The organism is Pseudalkalibacillus hwajinpoensis (genome assembly GCF_015234585.1).
GTDB classification, from domain to species: Bacteria; Bacillota; Bacilli; order Bacillales; family Guptibacillaceae; genus Guptibacillus; species Guptibacillus hwajinpoensis_B.
This window is the reverse complement of the sequence record NZ_JADFCM010000001.1, coordinates 1579092-1596532: the sequence shown is the minus strand read 5'-3', so window position 1 is coordinate 1596532 and position 17441 is coordinate 1579092. Positions and strand designations below refer to the sequence as shown.

Below are 17441 nucleotides of genomic sequence, written 5' to 3'. Positions count from 1 at the left end.
ATAGACAATCATAACACATGACTTTCTAACAAAGACATGTCACCTGCAATTATAATACATCCCGTCCTGTTTATCAACATTTCTTTCGTATATTTTATTTCTTTTAGTCTTATTAAAGATTTTTTCGTCTTTCACTCATGATTGCTTTAAAACCGCAACTAAGAGAAAATTTTACTAATAGAATGAGCGGTGGTTATAATGAAAACTTTTTTCCATAGCAATGAGAAAAAACGAGCATGTAACACGGATCCTGTCCATAAACTTTCATTGGAAAGGGGAAGTGCCTAAATTGAGTCAATATATTGCATCTTTCATCGTCTTCATTAGTATTTTTCTTTTTGGAATGGCTGTGCTCCGCGTTGGACTAAATACCATCTCCAGTTCCAGGCTACAAACATGGCTTTATCGGGCTGCTTCAACGCCTTTACGCGGACTTATTACCGGCGCTGTTATAACAGCCCTGTTACAAAGCAGCTCTGCTGTTATGGTCATTACAATAAGCTTAATTGCGGCTAAGCTGCTTACCTTTAGACAGTCAATTGGAATTATTCTTGGCACGAATATTGGGACTACCATTACAGCTGAATTAATGACTCTTAATCCTGATCAACTTGTCATACCGCTATTACTGAGCGGCTTTATCTTGCTTCAAGTTAGAAAACAGCTGCTTTTCAGCATTGGAACAGTTCTGTTCGGCTTAGGTTGCATTTTCGTTGCTATGCATGGGCTAGAAGCACTTGCTATACCTTTATCGACTTTATCATTTATTAAAGATGTTATCCATAATACGAATTCAAATCTTATGTATGGTATTGGAATTGGGACATTATTAACTGCAGTCATCCAATCAAGTACAGCAACAACGGGAATTACAATGAGCTTTATTAATCAGGACTTACTTACTCTTTCCTCAGCGATCGCCATCCTTTATGGAGCGAATATCGGCACTTGTATCACAGCGGTCATAGCAAGTATTGGAAGCAGTACAGAAGCTAAACTTGCTGCTTATGCTCACGTTTGGATAAACATTATAGGTGTAGTCATCTTCTATCCGTTAATAGGGATTTTTGGCACGATAGCTTCTACCCTTACTACCTTTCCTGACGTTCAACTTGCTCACGTTTCTATTCTCTTTAACGTCTTGTCTTCTTTACTATTTTTACCTGTAACTGGTTTGTTAGCCCTATCAATTGAAAGAATACACTCAAGAAACATTTTAATATAAAGCTAGCGACTTCAGCATAAATTCTCGGGTTTCGTTCAATAGACTGTCACCTTATTATCTACTGAGAAAACCATAATCCCTATCCTTCATAATATCTAAAAAACCCCATCACTTCTGTTAATAGAAGTCATGGGGTCGTTATATTAATAATCCGTATCTGCTGTTTCACCTTGAACAATTTTGACTCCAGCACTAGCTCCAATACGTGTAGCTCCTGCATCAATCATAGCTTGAGAACCTTCTAGGTCGCGAACTCCTCCAGAAGCTTTCACACCAATGTTCGGCCCAACTGTATTTCTCATTAGTTTAATATCTTCAACTGTAGCTCCACCAGTTGAAAAACCAGTTGATGTCTTAACATAGTCAGCCCCAGCTTTTACCGAAAGCTCACACGCGCGTGTTTTTTCTTCATCAGTTAGAAGACAAGTCTCAATAATTACCTTAACAAGCGCCTTACCTTTTGCCGCTTCAACAACAGCATTGATATCTTGCTCTACAAGGTCGTTATTTCCGTCTTTAAGTGCACCAATGTTAATAACCATATCTACTTCAGTAGCACCCTTTTGAATCGCATCATTTGTTTCGAAGGCTTTTGTTTCTGTTGTAACGGCTCCTAGAGGGAAACCAATTACTGTACAAACTTTAGCTTCAGCACCTTGCAACATTTCCGCAGCGAGGGAAACCCAAGTAGGATTAACGCAAACTGAAGCAAAATTAAATTCTCTTGCTTCTTCACAAAGCTTTTCGATCTGCGCTCTGCTAGTATCTGGTTTTAGTGCTGTGTGATCAATCATTTTTGCTAGTTCTTTATTCATGATAGTCATCCTTCCGATTCTGTTTTAGTTAGGCTAATTTAAGGGTTCAGCCCATTAGCTTAAAATGAAGCAACTGCAGCAGTTGGCTCGTCCTCGTTCATAACGCGAACAAATTGACCTTCATTATAAGGATATCCTGGTTTAGTGATTTTCACTTTAACAATTTTTCCAATCATTTCTTCAGATGCTTCGAAAATTACTTTCATATAGTTCGCTGAATAACCAACGAATAAGTTTGATTCTGGGTCATCCTTGTACTTCTCTTCTGGAATTACCTCAAGCACTTCACCTTCATAATGGGACGCGTACTCTTTCGCAAGTTGATTCGAAAGCTCAATTAAATGATGAACGCGCTTGTTCTTAACTTCATCATCAACCTGGTCTTCCATCCGAGCTGCAGGCGTGCCTGTTCTCTTTGAAAATGGGAAAACGTGAAGTTCCGAGAATTTATGCTTTGCAATAAAGTCATATGTCTCTTTAAATTCCTCATCTGTTTCACCAGGAAAGCCGACAATAACGTCGGACGTAATTGCTAATCCCGGAAGTGCTTTTTTCAAACGCTCTAAGCGCTCACCAAACATTTCCATCGTATACTTTCTTCTCATTCGCTGTAATACTGTATTGGATCCAGATTGAAGCGGTATATGAAGATGTGGAACAACTTTTTCAGATTGATTCAATACTTCGATCACTTCATCAGTTACCTGACTGGCTTCAATAGAAGAAATCCGAATTCGCTTAAGACCTTTCACTTTAGCATCAAGGTCACGAAGAAGCTGAGCAAAGTTGTAATCTTTCAAATCCTCTCCATACCCTGCTGTATGGATACCCGTTAGAACGATTTCTTTATAACCGGCATCAACAAGCTGTTGAGCTTGTGAAATGACCGCTTCCGGTTCACGAGATCTGAGAAGCCCTCTTGCCCAAGGAATAATACAGAAAGTACAGAAATTGTTACAACCTTCTTGAATTTTAAGAGAAGCTCGCGTGCGATCTGTAAAAGCTGGAACTTCAAGCTCTTCATAAACACGCGCTTTCATAATATTGCCTACGCCATTTACAGGCTCTCGTTCGCGCTTATACTGTTCAATATAATCAAGCATTTTAACGCGATCCTGTGTTCCTACAACAACATCCACTCCAGGAATAGCCATAATTTCTGCAGGTGACGTTTGAGCATAACAACCTGTTACACAAATGACGGCATCAGGATTTTTACGAATCGCACGACGAATAACCTGTCTGCTTTTTTTATCCCCAGTATTCGTTACTGTGCACGTATTAATAACATATACATCCGATGCATGATCGAACTCAACGCGTTCATAATCATGATCTTTAAACAACTGCCAAATCGCTTCAGTTTCGTAATGGTTTACTTTACAGCCTAATGTATGGAAAGCAACTGAAGGCATATAATCACCTCATTAGTTCAAAATGATAAGAAACTGCTGCCAGCACGTACATGGCAGCCGTTTCTGTTCGCAAAATCCTTGGACCAAGTCCACATGAAGCAAAACCAGCTTGAATTAAACTCGCTACTTCATTATCTGAAAGTCCGCCCTCTGGTCCAAATACGACCATTATTCGGTCATTCACATTTGCCTCGTGAAGCGTTTGAACAAGCGTAGCAGTTTCTCCTGCTCTCGCTTCCTCTTCATAAGCAATTAATTTATAATCATAAGACTCACTTGCTTTAATAAGTGATGAAATGGAATAAGGCATTTCAATCGATGGAATGGTTGTTCGATGGGATTGTTCAGCCGCTTCTTTTGCAATTTTTTTTAGTCTCTGCAACTTTTTAGCGCTTTTTTGCTCATCCCATTTTACAATAGAACGCTCAGCTTTAAAAGGGATAAACTGATCCGCACCTAGTTCTGTGCCCTTTTGTATAACAGTTTCTAATTTATCTCCTTTAGGCAGTCCTTGAACAATTGTAACATGAACAGGGAGTTTCTTTTGTTCCTCCAACCATTCTAATGGAACAGCTTTGATTAAGTCCGAATTAATTTCTTCTAATTCGCATAGGGCTGATTTACCGTCTTCAGTGCAACATATGATGTTGTCACCCACTGTCATTCTCATCACTTTCGAAATGTGCTTCACATCTTCCCCTTCAATAGTAACGTGATCGTCTTGAACTTGAGAGGCAGAAATGAAATATCGTTGCATCGTTCTACCTCCTTACTCGTGGGGTTTTCTGGCAATAAACGCAACCCAATCTTCCATTTGGAGCGTTTCTTCAATGATAAGACCCTGTTCAATGATCGACTGTTTTACTTCCTGCTTTTTCGCAGAGATAATACCCGAGGTGATAAATGCACCACCTGGTTTAAGGACGCGAGCCACATCGTCTGTAAAGCGAATAATAATTTCTGAAAGTAAATTAGCGACAATGACATCGTAAGTTTCATCAATACCCTCAAGAAGATTATTTTGACTGACATTAATTTTGTGATGAACTTTATTTAATTTAGTATTTAACGCAGCACTTTTAACAGCTATTTCATCAAGGTCAAGAGCATCAACTGATTCAGCGCCAAGACTAGCAGCCGCGATACTTAAAACACCTGACCCCGTACCAACGTCAATCACACGCTGACCCGGCTCAATGATTTTTTCAAGCGCTTGAACACACAATACCGTTGTCGGATGTGTTCCTGTACCGAAAGCCATGCCAGGATCAAGCTCAATAATAATTTCATCTGTTGTGACAGGCTTGTAATCTTCCCATGTGGGTGTAATCGTAATTCGTTCAGATATTTTGACAGGTTTATAATATTTTTTCCACGCTGTAGCCCATTCTTCCTCATTCACTTCACTGATTTGAACAGTGTTATGCCCTAAATCAATATCATAGACAAGTAGTCCATTAATCGCTTCTTTAATTTGTTCAACCGTTTCACCAAGAAAACTATTGACAGGCAAGTAAGCTTTCAAGATAACGCCTTCTTCAGGATAATCATCTGGATTGAGCTGATAAACCTCTCCGAAAGTAGTATCCCATACTTTCACAAGATCCATTGGGTCTTCAATGACTACCCCACTGGCACCTGCTTCATGTAGAATGTTTGATACTGCTTCAATTGCTTCGTTTGTCGTATGAATGCTTATCTCAGACCATTTCATTCATTGCCCACTCCTCTTTTGGATCCTTTTTTTCGGAAAGGAAACAGGCAGGCCACTTGAAGTAGTAGCCTGCAATCTGTTACCAGCTTTCACCTTACTTATTCTCCTTTGAACGCCTTTTTCACTTTAGAGAAAAAATTCTCATGCTGTTCGTCAGGTACCTGTCCTGAAATTTCACTAAACTCCCGTAGAAGCTCTTTTTGTCGATCAGTTAAGTGCTTAGGAGTAATCACTTGAATTTTAACATGTTGATCTCCCTGGCCATAACCACGTACGTTCTGAATACCTTTCCCTTTTAAACGGAAATTAGTTCCACTTTGTGTACCAGCTGGCACTTTAAGCTTCACTTTACCATGAAGGGTCGGCACTTCAATTTCATCTCCAAGACCGGCTTGTGAGAAGGTGATCGGCATCTGACATAACACATCATCGCCACTACGTTCGTAAAAGTCATGTGATCTCACATAAACAACTACAAATAAGTCTCCTGGAGGTCCACCGTTAACGCCAGCTTCCCCTTTTCCAGTTATGCGGATTTGTTGACCTTCATCGATTCCTGCAGGGAGTTTAACGTGAATTTTCTTTTTAACTTCAACTTTCCCTTTACCGCGACACGTCTTACACTTATCTTTAATAAGTTTGCCTGTACCTTCACAGTGATGACATACGCGACGATTAACTACTCGGCCAAACGGAGTATTTTGCTCCACATTCAACTGACCAGCGCCACCACAGTGTGAACAAGTTTCAGGTGAAGTTCCTGGTTTTGCCCCAGAACCATCACATGTTGAACATTCTTCTTCTTTCGGAATAAAGATATCCGTCTCTTTACCAAATGCCGCTTCTTCAAAAGTTAGTTCCATTGAATACTGAAGGTCAGCACCCTGTCTCGGAGCATTTGGATTACGGCGACCTCCGCCACCAAAGAACATATCAAAAATGTCGCCAAAGCCACCGAAGTCAGCTCCTCCGCCACCAAATCCTTGATTTGGATCTGCGTGCCCAAACTGATCGTACTGAGCTTTTTTCTGAGAGTCACTTAATACTTCATAAGCTTCCGTTACTTCTTTAAACTTCTCATCTGCACCCGGCTCCTGGTTGATGTCTGGGTGATATTGCTTAGCAAGCTTTCGATAAGCTTTTTTCAGCTCGGCATCAGAAGCATCCTTACTAACGCCCAGCACTTCATAATAATCTCGTTTACTCATCGTATCCACTCCCGATTCTCTTCACATAACGTTTATCATATCATTGAGTTTATACGCTCTGCAATACTCTATCGTAAGCACCAGTGAACGCTAATAGTAAATTGGGTGAAGTTGGATAATAACCCCAAAAGTTAATTGGTGAATATTACCTCAACCTATCACTTCCACCCGATTTTTTAGAATTTTTCAAGTATAGAGAAAACGTGATCTGTGATTAGTTATTGTTCAACCGCAAACAACATTCTTAGCATACGTATTATATAGAATTGAATGGTTTGCATTTCATTTTAAACGAAAAAAGTCAAAGTCAAGATACGCCTGACTTTGACTTTTTTTCGTATCATCTTCTTACTTTTTGTCGTCGTCTACCTCTTCATACTCAGCATCAACGACGTTATCATCAGCTTGTTCAGCTCCGCCTTCTTCGCCAGCTTGAGCCTGTTGAGCTTGTGCAGCCTGCTCATAGACTTTCATTGATAAGGCTTGAACGATTTCTTGAAGCTCATCTTTCGCAGTGCGAATTGCTTCAATGTCATCATTTTCAAGAGCTGCTTTCACTTTATCTTTTGCTTCATTAGCTTTTGTCACTTCTTCTTCCTCTACTTGACCTTCAAGGTCTTTTAGAGTTTTATCAGTAGTGAATACGAGCTGATCAGCTTCGTTACGTGTTTCAACTTCTTCACGACGCTGCTTATCTTCTTCAGCGTTAGCTTCAGCGTCTTTCACCATGTTTTCAATTTCGTCATCTGAAAGACCGCTTGAAGATTTGATTGTAATAGACTGTTCTTTATTCGTACCAAGATCCTTCGCACGAACGTTCACGATACCGTTTTTGTCGATATCAAATGAAACTTCGATTTGCGGAGTTCCTCGTGGAGCTGGAGGAATGTCAGTTAACTGGAAGCGACCAAGAGTCTTGTTATACTGAGCCATTTCACGCTCACCTTGAAGTACATGAATGTCCACTGATGGCTGGTTATCAGCAGCAGTTGAGAATGTCTGTGACTTACTAGTTGGAATGGTTGTATTACGTTCAATAAGCTTCGTAAATACGCCACCCATTGTTTCAATACCAAGAGAAAGTGGAGTTACGTCAAGAAGAACAACGTCCTTCACATCACCAGCAATTACACCAGCTTGAATTGCAGCACCAAGAGCAACAACTTCATCAGGGTTAACGCCTTTATGTGGATCCTGTCCAGTTTCTTTTTTAATAGCATCTTGTACTGCAGGAATACGAGTAGAACCACCAACAAGAATAACTTTATCAAGTTCAGATGGTGACATTCCAGCATCTTTAAGAGCCTGGCGAGTAGGTGCCATTGTACGTTCTACAAGATTTGCAGAAAGCTCTTCGAACTTAGCACGAGTCAGGTTAAGCTCTAGGTGTTTAGGTCCTGAAGCATCTGCTGTGATAAATGGAAGAGAAATTTGCGTTTGTGCTACGCCTGAAAGATCTTTCTTCGCTTTTTCAGCAGCGTCTTTCAAACGTTGTAGTGCCATTTTATCCTGACCTAGGTCAACACCAGTATCTTTCTTAAATTCAGCTACTAGATGATCGATAATAACTTGGTCAAAGTCGTCACCACCAAGACGGTTATCACCAGCAGTAGACTTAACTTCAAATACGCCTCCGCCAAGTTCAAGGATCGATACGTCAAAAGTACCGCCACCAAGGTCAAATACTAGGATTGTTTGATCTTCATCTTCTTTATCAAGACCGTAAGCAAGCGCTGCAGCAGTTGGTTCGTTTACAATACGCTCTACTTCAAGTCCAGCGATTTTACCAGCATCTTTTGTTGCTTGACGCTCAGCATCGTTAAAGTAAGCAGGCACTGTAATAACCGCTTTTTCAACGCCTTCACCAAGATAATCTTCAGCGTAAGATTTTAGCTTCTGAAGAATGATCGCAGAAATTTCTTGAGGAGAAAATGATTTACCCTCAACGTCTTCTTTATGATCAGTACCCATATGACGCTTAATGGATTGAATTGTGTTTGGGTTTGTGATTGCTTGACGCTTCGCAACTTCACCTACTAGACGTTCTTCATCTTTAAATGCAACGACAGATGGAGTTGTACGGCTACCTTCCGGGTTCGGGATAACGGTAGCTTCTCCGCCTTCCATTACTGCAATACAAGAGTTTGTTGTACCTAAGTCAATACCGATAATTTTACTCATTACATTCTACCTCCTATTTCTTAATATGTAGTTAAGAGCTTACCTTTACCATTGCTGGTCGAAGGACGCGATCGTTTAGTTGATAGCCTTTTTGTAAGACCTCTACAACCACATCTGAATCATGTTCATCTGATTCAACCTGCATGACAGCCTGATGGAGATGCGGGTTGAATGCTTCTCCTACAGAACCAATTTCTTCGACACCTTCATTAGCAAGTGCCTCTTTCAACTGACGATACACCATTTCCATTCCGGTAAGCAATGACGTTACTTGCTCACTATCGCTTTGAACAGCTAGTGCACGTTCGAAATTATCCATAGCTGGGAGTAACCCTTCAGCTAATTTTTGAGAACGGTATTTTGCATCTGCATTTCGTTCTTCACGCGTTCTGCGGCGGAAGTTATCGTATTCTGCCTGAGTGCGCATATATTTATTCTCAAGCTCTTCAACCTGCTGTTGCAAGTTCTCAAGCTCTTCATTTTCATTGGTTTCAGATACTTCAATCACTTCAGGTTCATCATTCTCTTCAGCATTTTGCTCAAGATTCTCTTCCTCTTCAGTTAGAAGTTCTTCTTCCTCTTGATGACTGTTTTGCTTTTCCACGAATTTCACCTCCCTAACGAAATATAACAAATCTTTCTCCCATAGAAAAGGATGGAAGAAATGTTTCTCCCACCTTCTTCACTATTACCAATTTACCAGTGTTTGAAACTTTGATATCGATCGGTCAAGGTTCGAGTAAGATCATTTGCTAGAAAACCAAGAATACTCATTGAACGATGATATTCCATTCTAGTCGGGCCAAGCAAAGCGATAGAGCCCATTCGCTTGCCTTCTATGAAATAGTCGGCGGTTACGATGCTACAATGCTGCATCGCCTCAAGATCATTTTCCTGACCAATTTTAACTTCAATTCCATTTTTCTCAGGTCGAAGTATGTTATACATAACGTCTTCTTGTTCAAATGTATTAAGTAACAACCTGACTTTATCAATATCTTTGAATTCAGGCTGGGTCAGAATATTAGTCTTGCCTCCGTAATACACTTTTTCAGCATTGGTATAGAGAAAAAGATTTTCAAGCATTGTATTAACCTGATTATAATTCTCAATATGTTTCTTTAAGACAGTTGCCATTTCTTTCATCATTGTCGACTTCAAGGAGATTAGTGGAACGTCCTTCAAGCGTTCATTCATGATGTTCACAACTTTTTCAATATCAGACATACTGACCGAAGGCGGGATTTGCAATGTTCGGTTCTCGACATGTCCACTGTCAGCTACCAAAATCACAACGGCCGTATCCTTTGACAAGGGAATGATCTGAATTTGTCGAAGTTTCGTTTCAAATACTTCAGGTCCAAGAATAATGGACGTATATTGAGTTAGCTCTGATAGTATTCCAGCAGATTGTTGAATCACTTTCTCTACTTCCACCATTCTCTCTGCAAAAAGAGAATGAATGTTATTCACATCTTTTTTCGAAAGCACAGGTGGAGACAGAAGATGATCAACATAAAAACGATATCCCTTTTCAGAAGGTACTCTTCCAGAAGAACTATGTGTCTTCTCGATGTAGCCCATCTCTTCAAGGTCCGCAAGTTCATTACGAATGGTTGCAGAACTGAAAGTCACATCTTCACGCTTAGAAATCGTGCGTGATCCAACAGGCTCAGCCGTTTGAATGTAGTCATTAATCAATAACTGCAAAATGAATAGTTGACGTTCTGTTAACATCTCCTCATCACCTCTGTTAGCACTCTAATGTGCTGAGTGCTAAATCTATTAATAAGGTAACAGAAACTTATTTTAGTTGTCAATCATTACGTTAATCATTATTGTGACTAAACATTTCCAACAATAGAAAGGCTCTTAATTATCGCTTTATCGGGGTACTCTGAAGACCACCATCACTACCTTAGTTAACAACCTAAGGGCCTTATTGACAACGATGTCACTAGATAGCAAGAAATTCTTGAAATACTTCATTGCCTAAAAAGAAGCCTTGCTCTGTCAATGCAATATGTGATCCAGTATCTTTCAAGAGGTCGCTTCGGACTAACTTTTCAATTTGCTCACTAAAAACTTCCTCAATCGACTGATTAAATTTATACTTAAACGTCTCTTTTGAAACGCCCTCTCTCATTCGAAGGCCCATAAACATTTCTTCTTCCATTCGTTCGTTTTTCGTTAGAACATTGTCATCCATATACGGAAACTTGTTCTCATCTATTTTAGTCATATATTGCTTAAGCGGACCAGCATTTGCTCGTCGTACCCCATCAATATAGCTGTGAGCACCCGCACCTATTCCATAGTACTCATTATTCTTCCAGTACGTTATGTTGTGTCGGCTCTCGTATCCAGGCTTTGCGAAGTTACTAATCTCATACTGCAAAAGACCAGCTTCCTCAAGGCGTTTCATTAGAAGCTCATACATATCAGCTTCAGCTTCTTCCGTTGGAAGAGGTAATTCTCCTTTACGCCATTTGTTATAGAACACTGTTTTCTTCTCTACCTGCAAGGAATAAGAAGAAATATGAGTAATCCCTAATTCAATTGCTTTTGTAATCGACTCTGAGAATTGTTCAATAGTTTGTTCTGGTAATCCGAACATCAGATCCAGTGAGAGGTTAACAAAGCCCTCACTCTGAGCCATCTGAACAATTTCTCCGATTTCTTCAACGGAATGACCTCTGCCAAGCTTGTTTAGAAGCGTATCTTGGAATGCCTGAGCTCCGATACTTAATCGATTCACACCGTACTTCTTCATAATTCGAAGCTTCTCAGGTGTGACACTCCCAGGATTTGCCTCCATTGAAAACTCGAGGTGCTCGGATACATACGGACCAAAGCGTTCTTGAACGTCTTTTAAAAAGCGCTCAAGCTGCGCTTCATTTAACGCTGTAGGTGTTCCTCCACCTACAAATATTGTGTCTATTCGATTGGTCGGGAATCGCTCCAATGTATTTTTCATTTCAGTATCCATATGAGCTAAATAGTCATCCACAGGCTGACCTTGCATAAAAACTTTATTAAAATCACAATAGTGGCATATATAGTCACAGAACGGAATGTGTAAATAAACAGCGTTAACCATTTCAATCACTGCTTTCTGGCATAATGTAAAGACCGCAGAAACGCTCTGCGGTCTTCTAACCTACATAGTATAAAAATCAACTCAGCACTTCAACTAAAGCACCTTAATTATTCTTCGTGTTATCCTGACGGAGGACAGCCATAAATGCTTCTTGAGGCACTTCTACTTTACCTACCGTTTTCATTCGTTTCTTACCTTCTTTTTGTTTTTCAAGAAGCTTACGCTTACGAGAAATATCTCCACCGTAACATTTTGCTAGTACGTTTTTACGCATAGCCTTGATTGTAGAACGGGCAACAATTTTCTGTCCAATAGAAGCCTGAATCGGGACTTCAAATTGCTGTCTTGGGATAAGGTCTTTCAATGTCTCAGTAATGTCTTTACCACGATCATAGGCAAAGTCTCTGTGAACGATAATGGATAGAGCATCAATTGTCTCACCATTAAGAAGAATGTCCATTTTAACAAGGTTTGAAGCTCTATAACCAATTAATTCGTAGTCGAAGGACGCATAGCCTTTCGTACTTGACTTCAATTGATCAAAGAAATCATAAACAATTTCGGAAAGAGGAATATGATAAACAATATTCACACGACTTTCATCCATATATTGCATATCGATAAAGTCACCGCGTTTACCTTGACATAATTCCATAATAGCACCGACATAATCATTAGGTGACATAATTGTCGCCTTTACATATGGTTCTTGCACTTCCGCAATAGATTGCGCATCAGGCATCATTGCAGGGTTATCGATAATCACTTCTTCTCCGTCTGTTAGTTTAACTTGATAAATAACACTCGGAGCCGTCGTAATCAAATCAATGTTAAATTCTCGTTCAATCCGCTCCTGCACGATTTCCATATGAAGAAGTCCAAGGAAACCACAGCGGAAACCAAAGCCGAGGGCCTGAGAAGTTTCTGCTTCGTATTGAAGCGAAGAATCGTTTAACTCAAGACGTTCAAGAGCCTCACGGAGATCATTGTATTGCGCTGAGTCTACTGGATAAAGACCACAGTATACCATTGGATTCATTCTCCGATAACCAGGCAGAGGAGTTGCAGCAGGATTTTTCACAGCTGTAATTGTATCACCTACACGTGAATCTCCCACATTCTTAATCGCTGCAGTAAGGAAACCAACATCGCCGACAGAAAGTTCTTTCTTAGATACCGGCTTAGGATTAAACACGCCAAGCTCATTTACTTCAAATTCTTTACCTGTCGCCATCATACGGATCTTATCGCCGACCTTAACAGATCCCTCTGTTATTCGAATATAAGCAACTACTCCCCTATATGGATCATAAAGAGAATCAAAGATAAGCGCTTGAAGCGGCCCTTCAGGATCTCCTTGTGGCGCGGGTACTTTCTCCACAATTTGTTCTAGAATGTCTTCTATACCAATTCCAGACTTAGCTGAAGCAAGCACTGCGTCAGAAGCATCCAAACCAATTACATCTTCTACTTCTTGCCTCACTCGTTCAGGCTCAGCACTCGGTAAATCGATCTTATTAATAACTGGAAGGATTTCTAAATCATTATCAAGAGCAAGGTAAACGTTCGCTAGCGTTTGAGCTTCAATTCCCTGTGCTGCATCAACAATTAATAATGCTCCTTCACAAGCTGCCAGGCTCCTAGATACTTCATAAGAGAAGTCGACATGTCCTGGTGTATCGATTAAATGAAAAATGTACTCTTCTCCATCTTTCGCTGTATAAGTAAGCTGAACAGAATTCAGTTTAATCGTAATTCCTCTTTCACGTTCGAGATCCATCGCATCGAGCGTTTGAGCTTTCATTTCACGGTCAGTTAACGCACCTGTCCGTTCTAATATGCGGTCTGCAAGAGTCGATTTTCCATGGTCGATATGAGCAATAATGGAAAAATTTCGAATCCTGGACTGTCTTTTCAATTTTTCTTCAAGGTTCATCTACAATCACTCCTAAGGCGAAACTACGCTAGTATAGATTATAGCAATACCGCTGTCCAGATTCAATCCGGAATCCACCCATTTACATAGACTATGAATTTCTCTTAGAAATTCCTCTCTTTTTTTACAAGAAAGAATAACACTCTGTGACCTTTCAAGACTCAAATAATATATAAAATAACTTAGCTTTGTTAGCTTATACTTTCGATTCTCGATTTTTAACATAGCCAATAATTTAAAAAAGGCCGCAAATGCGACCTTTATGATTGAAAAAAGGAAAGAAATGTCGTAATTAATGTGAATACAAACGCTAAAAGGGTTTTGATTAATGCTGATAACCAGTTACTAAGCTTTGAACCGAGGTCTCCTAGCACATTAAATTCATTTGCACCTTCTAACGTTTCTTGTTTATTTTGGAGATCGCTTTGTGTAATGGATGTTCCTAAAATTTCAGCTTCAACACCATTGGATGCAGTCTTGATTTGAAAAGCTCCAGTACTCTCATGATCCTGCATATGATTCATATTTCTAGAAGCTTGTTCCATTCCAAGAAGCACACCAAACAAAAGCAATGAAACAAGAAGAAAACATTTAAGAAAAAAAGATGCCATCACTTCGGCCCCTTCCTGAAATAGCTCGTCCTTCAGTAATACCTATGCAAAAAAAACCAAAATATACTCAATGGGTATACATTCCACTGTTTTGTTGGTTTACTTCACCATGAAGGCAGCTATTAAGCCCTCCAGATATGACATTCGCCATATCTTCTATAAAAACATCTACTTCTTTAGGTGTAACCATTAAGTTGTGTCCCATAGGAGCAAGAACCTCTCTGATTAAATTACGTTTTTCTTCATCTTCTAGCGTACCAATCATACCAAGAAATGTTTGTCTTTTCTCTGCATCCGGGAGATCATCCTCAGTATATGTTTTTCTTTCTCCGAAAGTCATTCCCGCAGGAGCTAATGATTTCGATGGCTTTCCTTTTTCCTTCAACTCTCTTCCAAAATGTTTCAAAATAAAATCAATCGTATCGCTCGTTATAGAGACAGCGTCAACAACTGTTGGTATGCCAATCGCTATTACTGGTATGCCGAGTGTATCAAAGCTTAGCTCCTTACGCTTATTTCCTACACCTGAACCTGGATGGATTCCTGTATCAGAAATTTGTATAGTTGTATTTACACGCTCGATTGATCTTGAAGCAAGCGCATCAATTGCAATCACGAAATCCGGCTTAGCTTTTTCAATAACCCCGTGTATAATATCGCTCGTTTCAATCCCGGTTACCCCCATGACACCTGGAGTAATTGCGCTTACAGGGCGAAACCCTTCTGAAACGGTTTCTGGTTGAAGCTCAAATAAGTGGTTTGTAATGAGCAAATTTGAAACAACTAATGGCCCTAGTGAATCTGGGGTAACATTCCAATTGCCGAGCCCAACAATAAGACAACTCGCTTCTTTCGCAATATTCTGATGTTTAAGGAAAGCCGCAAATTCATGAGCAAAGACATCCTGAACGGTTTGTTGAAGAGCAGAGTCTTTTCGACGAATTCCCTGTACCTCGAAGGTAAGATAATGACCTGCTTTTTTACCTATCTCTTTCTCACCCTCTTCTGTCACTTCAACGGTTGTAATATTTACTCCCTTTTCATTTCTTTCTTTCACAATAACGCCTTTAAGCCCATCAGGCTTATCTTCTTTCATGCTTTTTGCTTTTTTCTCTTTCACCATTTCTTGCGCTTCAACCGCAAGATCTGTTCTCACCTGATATTTTTCTAGATCAACGAATCCCATCAGATCACCTCTCATTCTATCTGTTACATGTTAGCGTAACCCTGAAATAAGGTTTTCATTCTCTATTGCAATTCATTGTGCTATTTGATAGAATGTTTCTTGTTCTATGCACGGATATGACATGGAATTGTTAAGCCTTGCAAGGAGGTGAAAGGTATGCCAAATATTAAATCTGCGGTTAAACGCGTTAGAACTCAATCTGATCGTCGCGCTAATAACCTCGCTTTCAAATCTGAAATGCGTTCTGCAATCAAGACTTTTGAAGCGAAAGTTGAAGCAAAAGACGTTGAAGCTGCGAAAACAGCTCTTAACCAAGCTTCTAAGCGCATCGACAAAGCTGCTGATAAAGGAATCATTCATAGAAACACAGTAGCACGTAAAAAATCTCGTCTAACTAAAATGTACAACGAGATTTCAGCGTAATTCCTTAAAAACGTTAAAAGCTGTTGGGGCAACCCAACAGCTTTTTTTATGTGTTTTTAATTTTAGTAACTAACAATTCAAGAATAAGTTTTTTATCCATTCTACCTGTTTTCATTTCATAATCCGATTCTGCGATTTGGTCTATAATAAAACGCAACTTTTCTTCATGAAAACTTCGAGTTTGCTGCTGTGCAATCTTAACTGCGTAAGGATGCAATTTAAGTGTCGAAGCCATTTGCTTTTGACCATAACCTCGCTTAGAAAGTTCACTAACCTGGTATATAATTCGAAACTGCCTGCCGATTAAAGAAAGAATTTTGATTGGTTCTTCATTTATTTTTAATAAATCATATAAAATACGAAAGGCTTTATCTAGATCTTTTCTAACAATCCGGTCTATTAGCGCAAAAATATCATTTTCTAATGTTCTTGCAACAAGGAGATCAACAACCTCCGCATTGACAACTCCACCCTCACCAACGTATAGAGCCATTTTATCAATTTCCTGCTGCAATAACATCAAATGACTACCTGTTAATTGAACAAGCCTCTCTTCGCCTTCCTGGTCAAATGTAACACCATTCTCTTTTGCTCGTTGCTGAAGCCAGTCTCCAAGATGACTTTCTTGTAAAGCCTCAGCTTTCACAAAGGCTCCTGCTTTCTTAATTGATTTTACCAATTTTTTTCTCTCATCCAGCTTTTCATAAGGTGCTTCAATAATGAGTATCGTAAAAGGAGAAGGGTTTTCAGCATATCGTTGAAGGGAATCAAGATCATGCTCAACTTTACTTTTGTCCCTAGCAGCTGTTAAAAACAATGGATTCTTTACTATTATCACCCGTTTCTCCCCGAGAAACGGCAGCGTTTCAGCATCTTCTACGGCAGCTTGTACAGGTGTTTCGTTTAAATCATAATAAGCAAGCCCAAATTCTCTTTCCTCTTCAGGTAGCGCCTGTTCAATGATCATTTTTTGCAGCTCATCAATTAGGAAAGCTTCTGTTCCTGTTAAGAGATATAGTGGATCTAACTTGTTCTGTTTGATTTTCTTTTTTAAGTCTGAAATGGACATTTATGTACACCTCGATTTTATTCGTCCATTCCTATCCTAATAGCAGACAACAAAGTTGGCAAGTAGAAAAGGGAAGCCGGCTGCTACAACCAGCCTCCCATTTATAGTAAACGCTACTCCGTAAGGCCTAGGACTCTTACCAAGCAACGATGTTCGGTGTGTAGTAGATAGGATATCCTATGCAAAGTTAAAGTATGGGTGACAACTCTTTACAGGAAAGGGAGTGATTTTTTCGCATAAATTACGTTCATTAAAAACTTAAACAGTTCATGGATAATAAAGACATAGGGAATAATACATGATACAATATTGTTTGAAATGTACATTTAAAGGAAAACCCCTACATAAAGACTACATAGGTAGTTAACAGTGAATACTATTGGGGAAGCAGGAGGGAAGGCAAATGAACGAGTTCGAAAAAGATGTTCAAGCTAAGGAGAACGACGCTGTTCAATCAGCTGTTGGCTTTGCAGTACCATTTTTATTCTTTTCCATCATTTTCTTCACGGCTGTAATTATTAAAGCGCTAGGCTAAATAGACTGCCCCAGGCAGTCTAT

The 17441-nt window shown here is 39.6% G+C and carries 16 protein-coding genes; 3 read left to right on the top strand and 13 right to left on the bottom strand.

Going from position 1 to position 17441, the window contains the following annotated elements:
- Positions 1-289: 289 nt before the first annotated feature.
- Positions 290-1225: a Na/Pi symporter gene (locus IQ283_RS07725; RefSeq protein ID WP_242057265.1), complete on the top strand. Its 936-nt coding sequence runs from the start codon at positions 290-292 to the stop codon at positions 1223-1225.
- A gap of 143 nt (positions 1226-1368) precedes the next feature.
- Here the strand turns inward: IQ283_RS07725 and deoC are convergent, their stop codons facing one another.
- The 12 genes from deoC to gpr all read right to left on the bottom strand — a co-directional run bounded on the left by deoC (position 1369) and on the right by gpr (position 15391).
- A complete protein-coding gene (gene deoC / locus IQ283_RS07720) occupies positions 1369-2040 on the bottom strand; it encodes a deoxyribose-phosphate aldolase (protein WP_194219505.1) in 672 nt (223 codons plus the stop codon).
- A gap of 59 nt (positions 2041-2099) precedes the next feature.
- A complete protein-coding gene (gene mtaB / locus IQ283_RS07715; protein ID WP_194219504.1) occupies positions 2100-3455 on the bottom strand; it encodes a tRNA (N(6)-L-threonylcarbamoyladenosine(37)-C(2))-methylthiotransferase MtaB in 1356 nt (451 codons plus the stop codon).
- Between the two features lie 4 nt (positions 3456-3459).
- Positions 3460-4212, bottom strand: a complete 753-nt coding sequence (locus IQ283_RS07710; protein WP_194219503.1) for a 16S rRNA (uracil(1498)-N(3))-methyltransferase — start codon at positions 4210-4212, stop codon at positions 3460-3462.
- 12 nt (positions 4213-4224) lie between these two features.
- Positions 4225-5169 carry a 50S ribosomal protein L11 methyltransferase gene (gene prmA / locus IQ283_RS07705; protein WP_194219502.1) on the bottom strand — a complete coding sequence of 315 codons (945 nt, stop codon included), beginning with the start codon at positions 5167-5169 and terminating at the stop codon, positions 4225-4227.
- 98 nt (positions 5170-5267) lie between these two features.
- A complete protein-coding gene (dnaJ, locus tag IQ283_RS07700; protein ID WP_194219501.1) occupies positions 5268-6377 on the bottom strand; it encodes a molecular chaperone DnaJ in 1110 nt (369 codons plus the stop codon).
- Between the two features lie 348 nt (positions 6378-6725).
- The gene (gene dnaK, locus IQ283_RS07695) at positions 6726-8558 is read right to left on the bottom strand and encodes a molecular chaperone DnaK (protein WP_194219500.1); all 1833 of its coding nucleotides are present in this window, start codon (positions 8556-8558) and stop codon (positions 6726-6728) included.
- Between the two features lie 31 nt (positions 8559-8589).
- Positions 8590-9162, bottom strand: coding sequence for a nucleotide exchange factor GrpE (gene grpE / locus IQ283_RS07690; protein ID WP_194219499.1), 573 nt, complete (start codon positions 9160-9162; stop codon positions 8590-8592).
- Positions 9163-9254: 92 nt separating this feature from the next.
- Positions 9255-10295, bottom strand: coding sequence for a heat-inducible transcriptional repressor HrcA (gene hrcA / locus IQ283_RS07685; RefSeq protein ID WP_194219498.1), 1041 nt, complete (start codon positions 10293-10295; stop codon positions 9255-9257).
- Positions 10296-10515: 220 nt separating this feature from the next.
- Positions 10516-11658 (bottom strand): radical SAM family heme chaperone HemW, encoded by a 1143-nt coding sequence (gene hemW / locus IQ283_RS07680; RefSeq protein WP_194219650.1) that lies wholly within the window; start codon positions 11656-11658, stop codon positions 10516-10518.
- Positions 11659-11761: 103 nt separating this feature from the next.
- A complete protein-coding gene (gene lepA / locus IQ283_RS07675; protein ID WP_194219497.1) occupies positions 11762-13594 on the bottom strand; it encodes a translation elongation factor 4 in 1833 nt (610 codons plus the stop codon).
- A gap of 260 nt (positions 13595-13854) precedes the next feature.
- A complete protein-coding gene (locus IQ283_RS07670; protein WP_194219496.1) occupies positions 13855-14205 on the bottom strand; it encodes a DUF3679 domain-containing protein in 351 nt (116 codons plus the stop codon).
- A gap of 67 nt (positions 14206-14272) precedes the next feature.
- Positions 14273-15391 (bottom strand): GPR endopeptidase, encoded by a 1119-nt coding sequence (gene gpr, locus IQ283_RS07665; protein WP_408962571.1) that lies wholly within the window; start codon positions 15389-15391, stop codon positions 14273-14275.
- A 156-nt stretch (positions 15392-15547) separates the two neighbouring features.
- Between gpr and rpsT the strand changes: the two genes are divergently transcribed.
- Positions 15548-15814: a 30S ribosomal protein S20 gene (rpsT, locus tag IQ283_RS07660; RefSeq protein WP_194219495.1), complete on the top strand. Its 267-nt coding sequence runs from the start codon at positions 15548-15550 to the stop codon at positions 15812-15814.
- Positions 15815-15860: 46 nt separating this feature from the next.
- On the opposite strand, the gene holA is transcribed toward rpsT, so the two are convergent.
- Entirely contained in the window at positions 15861-16883 is a 1023-nt protein-coding gene (gene holA, locus IQ283_RS07655) for a DNA polymerase III subunit delta (RefSeq protein ID WP_194219494.1), read from the bottom strand.
- A 403-nt stretch (positions 16884-17286) separates the two neighbouring features.
- Here holA and IQ283_RS07650 point away from each other — a divergent pair, with 403 nt between their 5' ends.
- Positions 17287-17418, top strand: coding sequence for a YqzM family protein (locus IQ283_RS07650; RefSeq protein WP_194219493.1), 132 nt, complete (start codon positions 17287-17289; stop codon positions 17416-17418).
- Positions 17419-17441 lie beyond the last annotated feature (23 nt).

Excerpts from the sequence above, each read along its gene's own strand:
- deoC (WP_194219505.1), bottom strand. The coding sequence starts at position 2,040 with ATGAATAAAGAACTAGCAAAAATGATTGATCACACAGCACTAAAACCA.
- mtaB (WP_194219504.1), bottom strand. The coding sequence starts at position 3,455 with ATGCCTTCAGTTGCTTTCCATACATTAGGCTGTAAAGTAAACCATTAC.
- IQ283_RS07710 (WP_194219503.1), bottom strand. The coding sequence starts at position 4,212 with ATGCAACGATATTTCATTTCTGCCTCTCAAGTTCAAGACGATCACGTT.
- prmA (WP_194219502.1), bottom strand. The coding sequence starts at position 5,169 with ATGAAATGGTCTGAGATAAGCATTCATACGACAAACGAAGCAATTGAA.
- dnaJ (WP_194219501.1), bottom strand. The coding sequence starts at position 6,377 with ATGAGTAAACGAGATTATTATGAAGTGCTGGGCGTTAGTAAGGATGCT.
- dnaK (WP_194219500.1), bottom strand. The coding sequence starts at position 8,558 with ATGAGTAAAATTATCGGTATTGACTTAGGTACAACAAACTCTTGTATT.
- hrcA (WP_194219498.1), bottom strand. The coding sequence starts at position 10,295 with ATGTTAACAGAACGTCAACTATTCATTTTGCAGTTATTGATTAATGAC.
- hemW (WP_194219650.1), bottom strand. The coding sequence starts at position 11,658 with ATGGTTAACGCTGTTTATTTACACATTCCGTTCTGTGACTATATATGC.
- lepA (WP_194219497.1), bottom strand. The coding sequence starts at position 13,594 with ATGAACCTTGAAGAAAAATTGAAAAGACAGTCCAGGATTCGAAATTTT.
- IQ283_RS07670 (WP_194219496.1), bottom strand. The coding sequence starts at position 14,205 with ATGGCATCTTTTTTTCTTAAATGTTTTCTTCTTGTTTCATTGCTTTTG.
- gpr (WP_408962571.1), bottom strand. The coding sequence starts at position 15,391 with ATGGGATTCGTTGATCTAGAAAAATATCAGGTGAGAACAGATCTTGCG.
- rpsT (WP_194219495.1), top strand. The coding sequence starts at position 15,548 with ATGCCAAATATTAAATCTGCGGTTAAACGCGTTAGAACTCAATCTGAT.
- holA (WP_194219494.1), bottom strand. The coding sequence starts at position 16,883 with ATGTCCATTTCAGACTTAAAAAAGAAAATCAAACAGAACAAGTTAGAT.
- IQ283_RS07650 (WP_194219493.1), top strand. The coding sequence starts at position 17,287 with ATGAACGAGTTCGAAAAAGATGTTCAAGCTAAGGAGAACGACGCTGTT.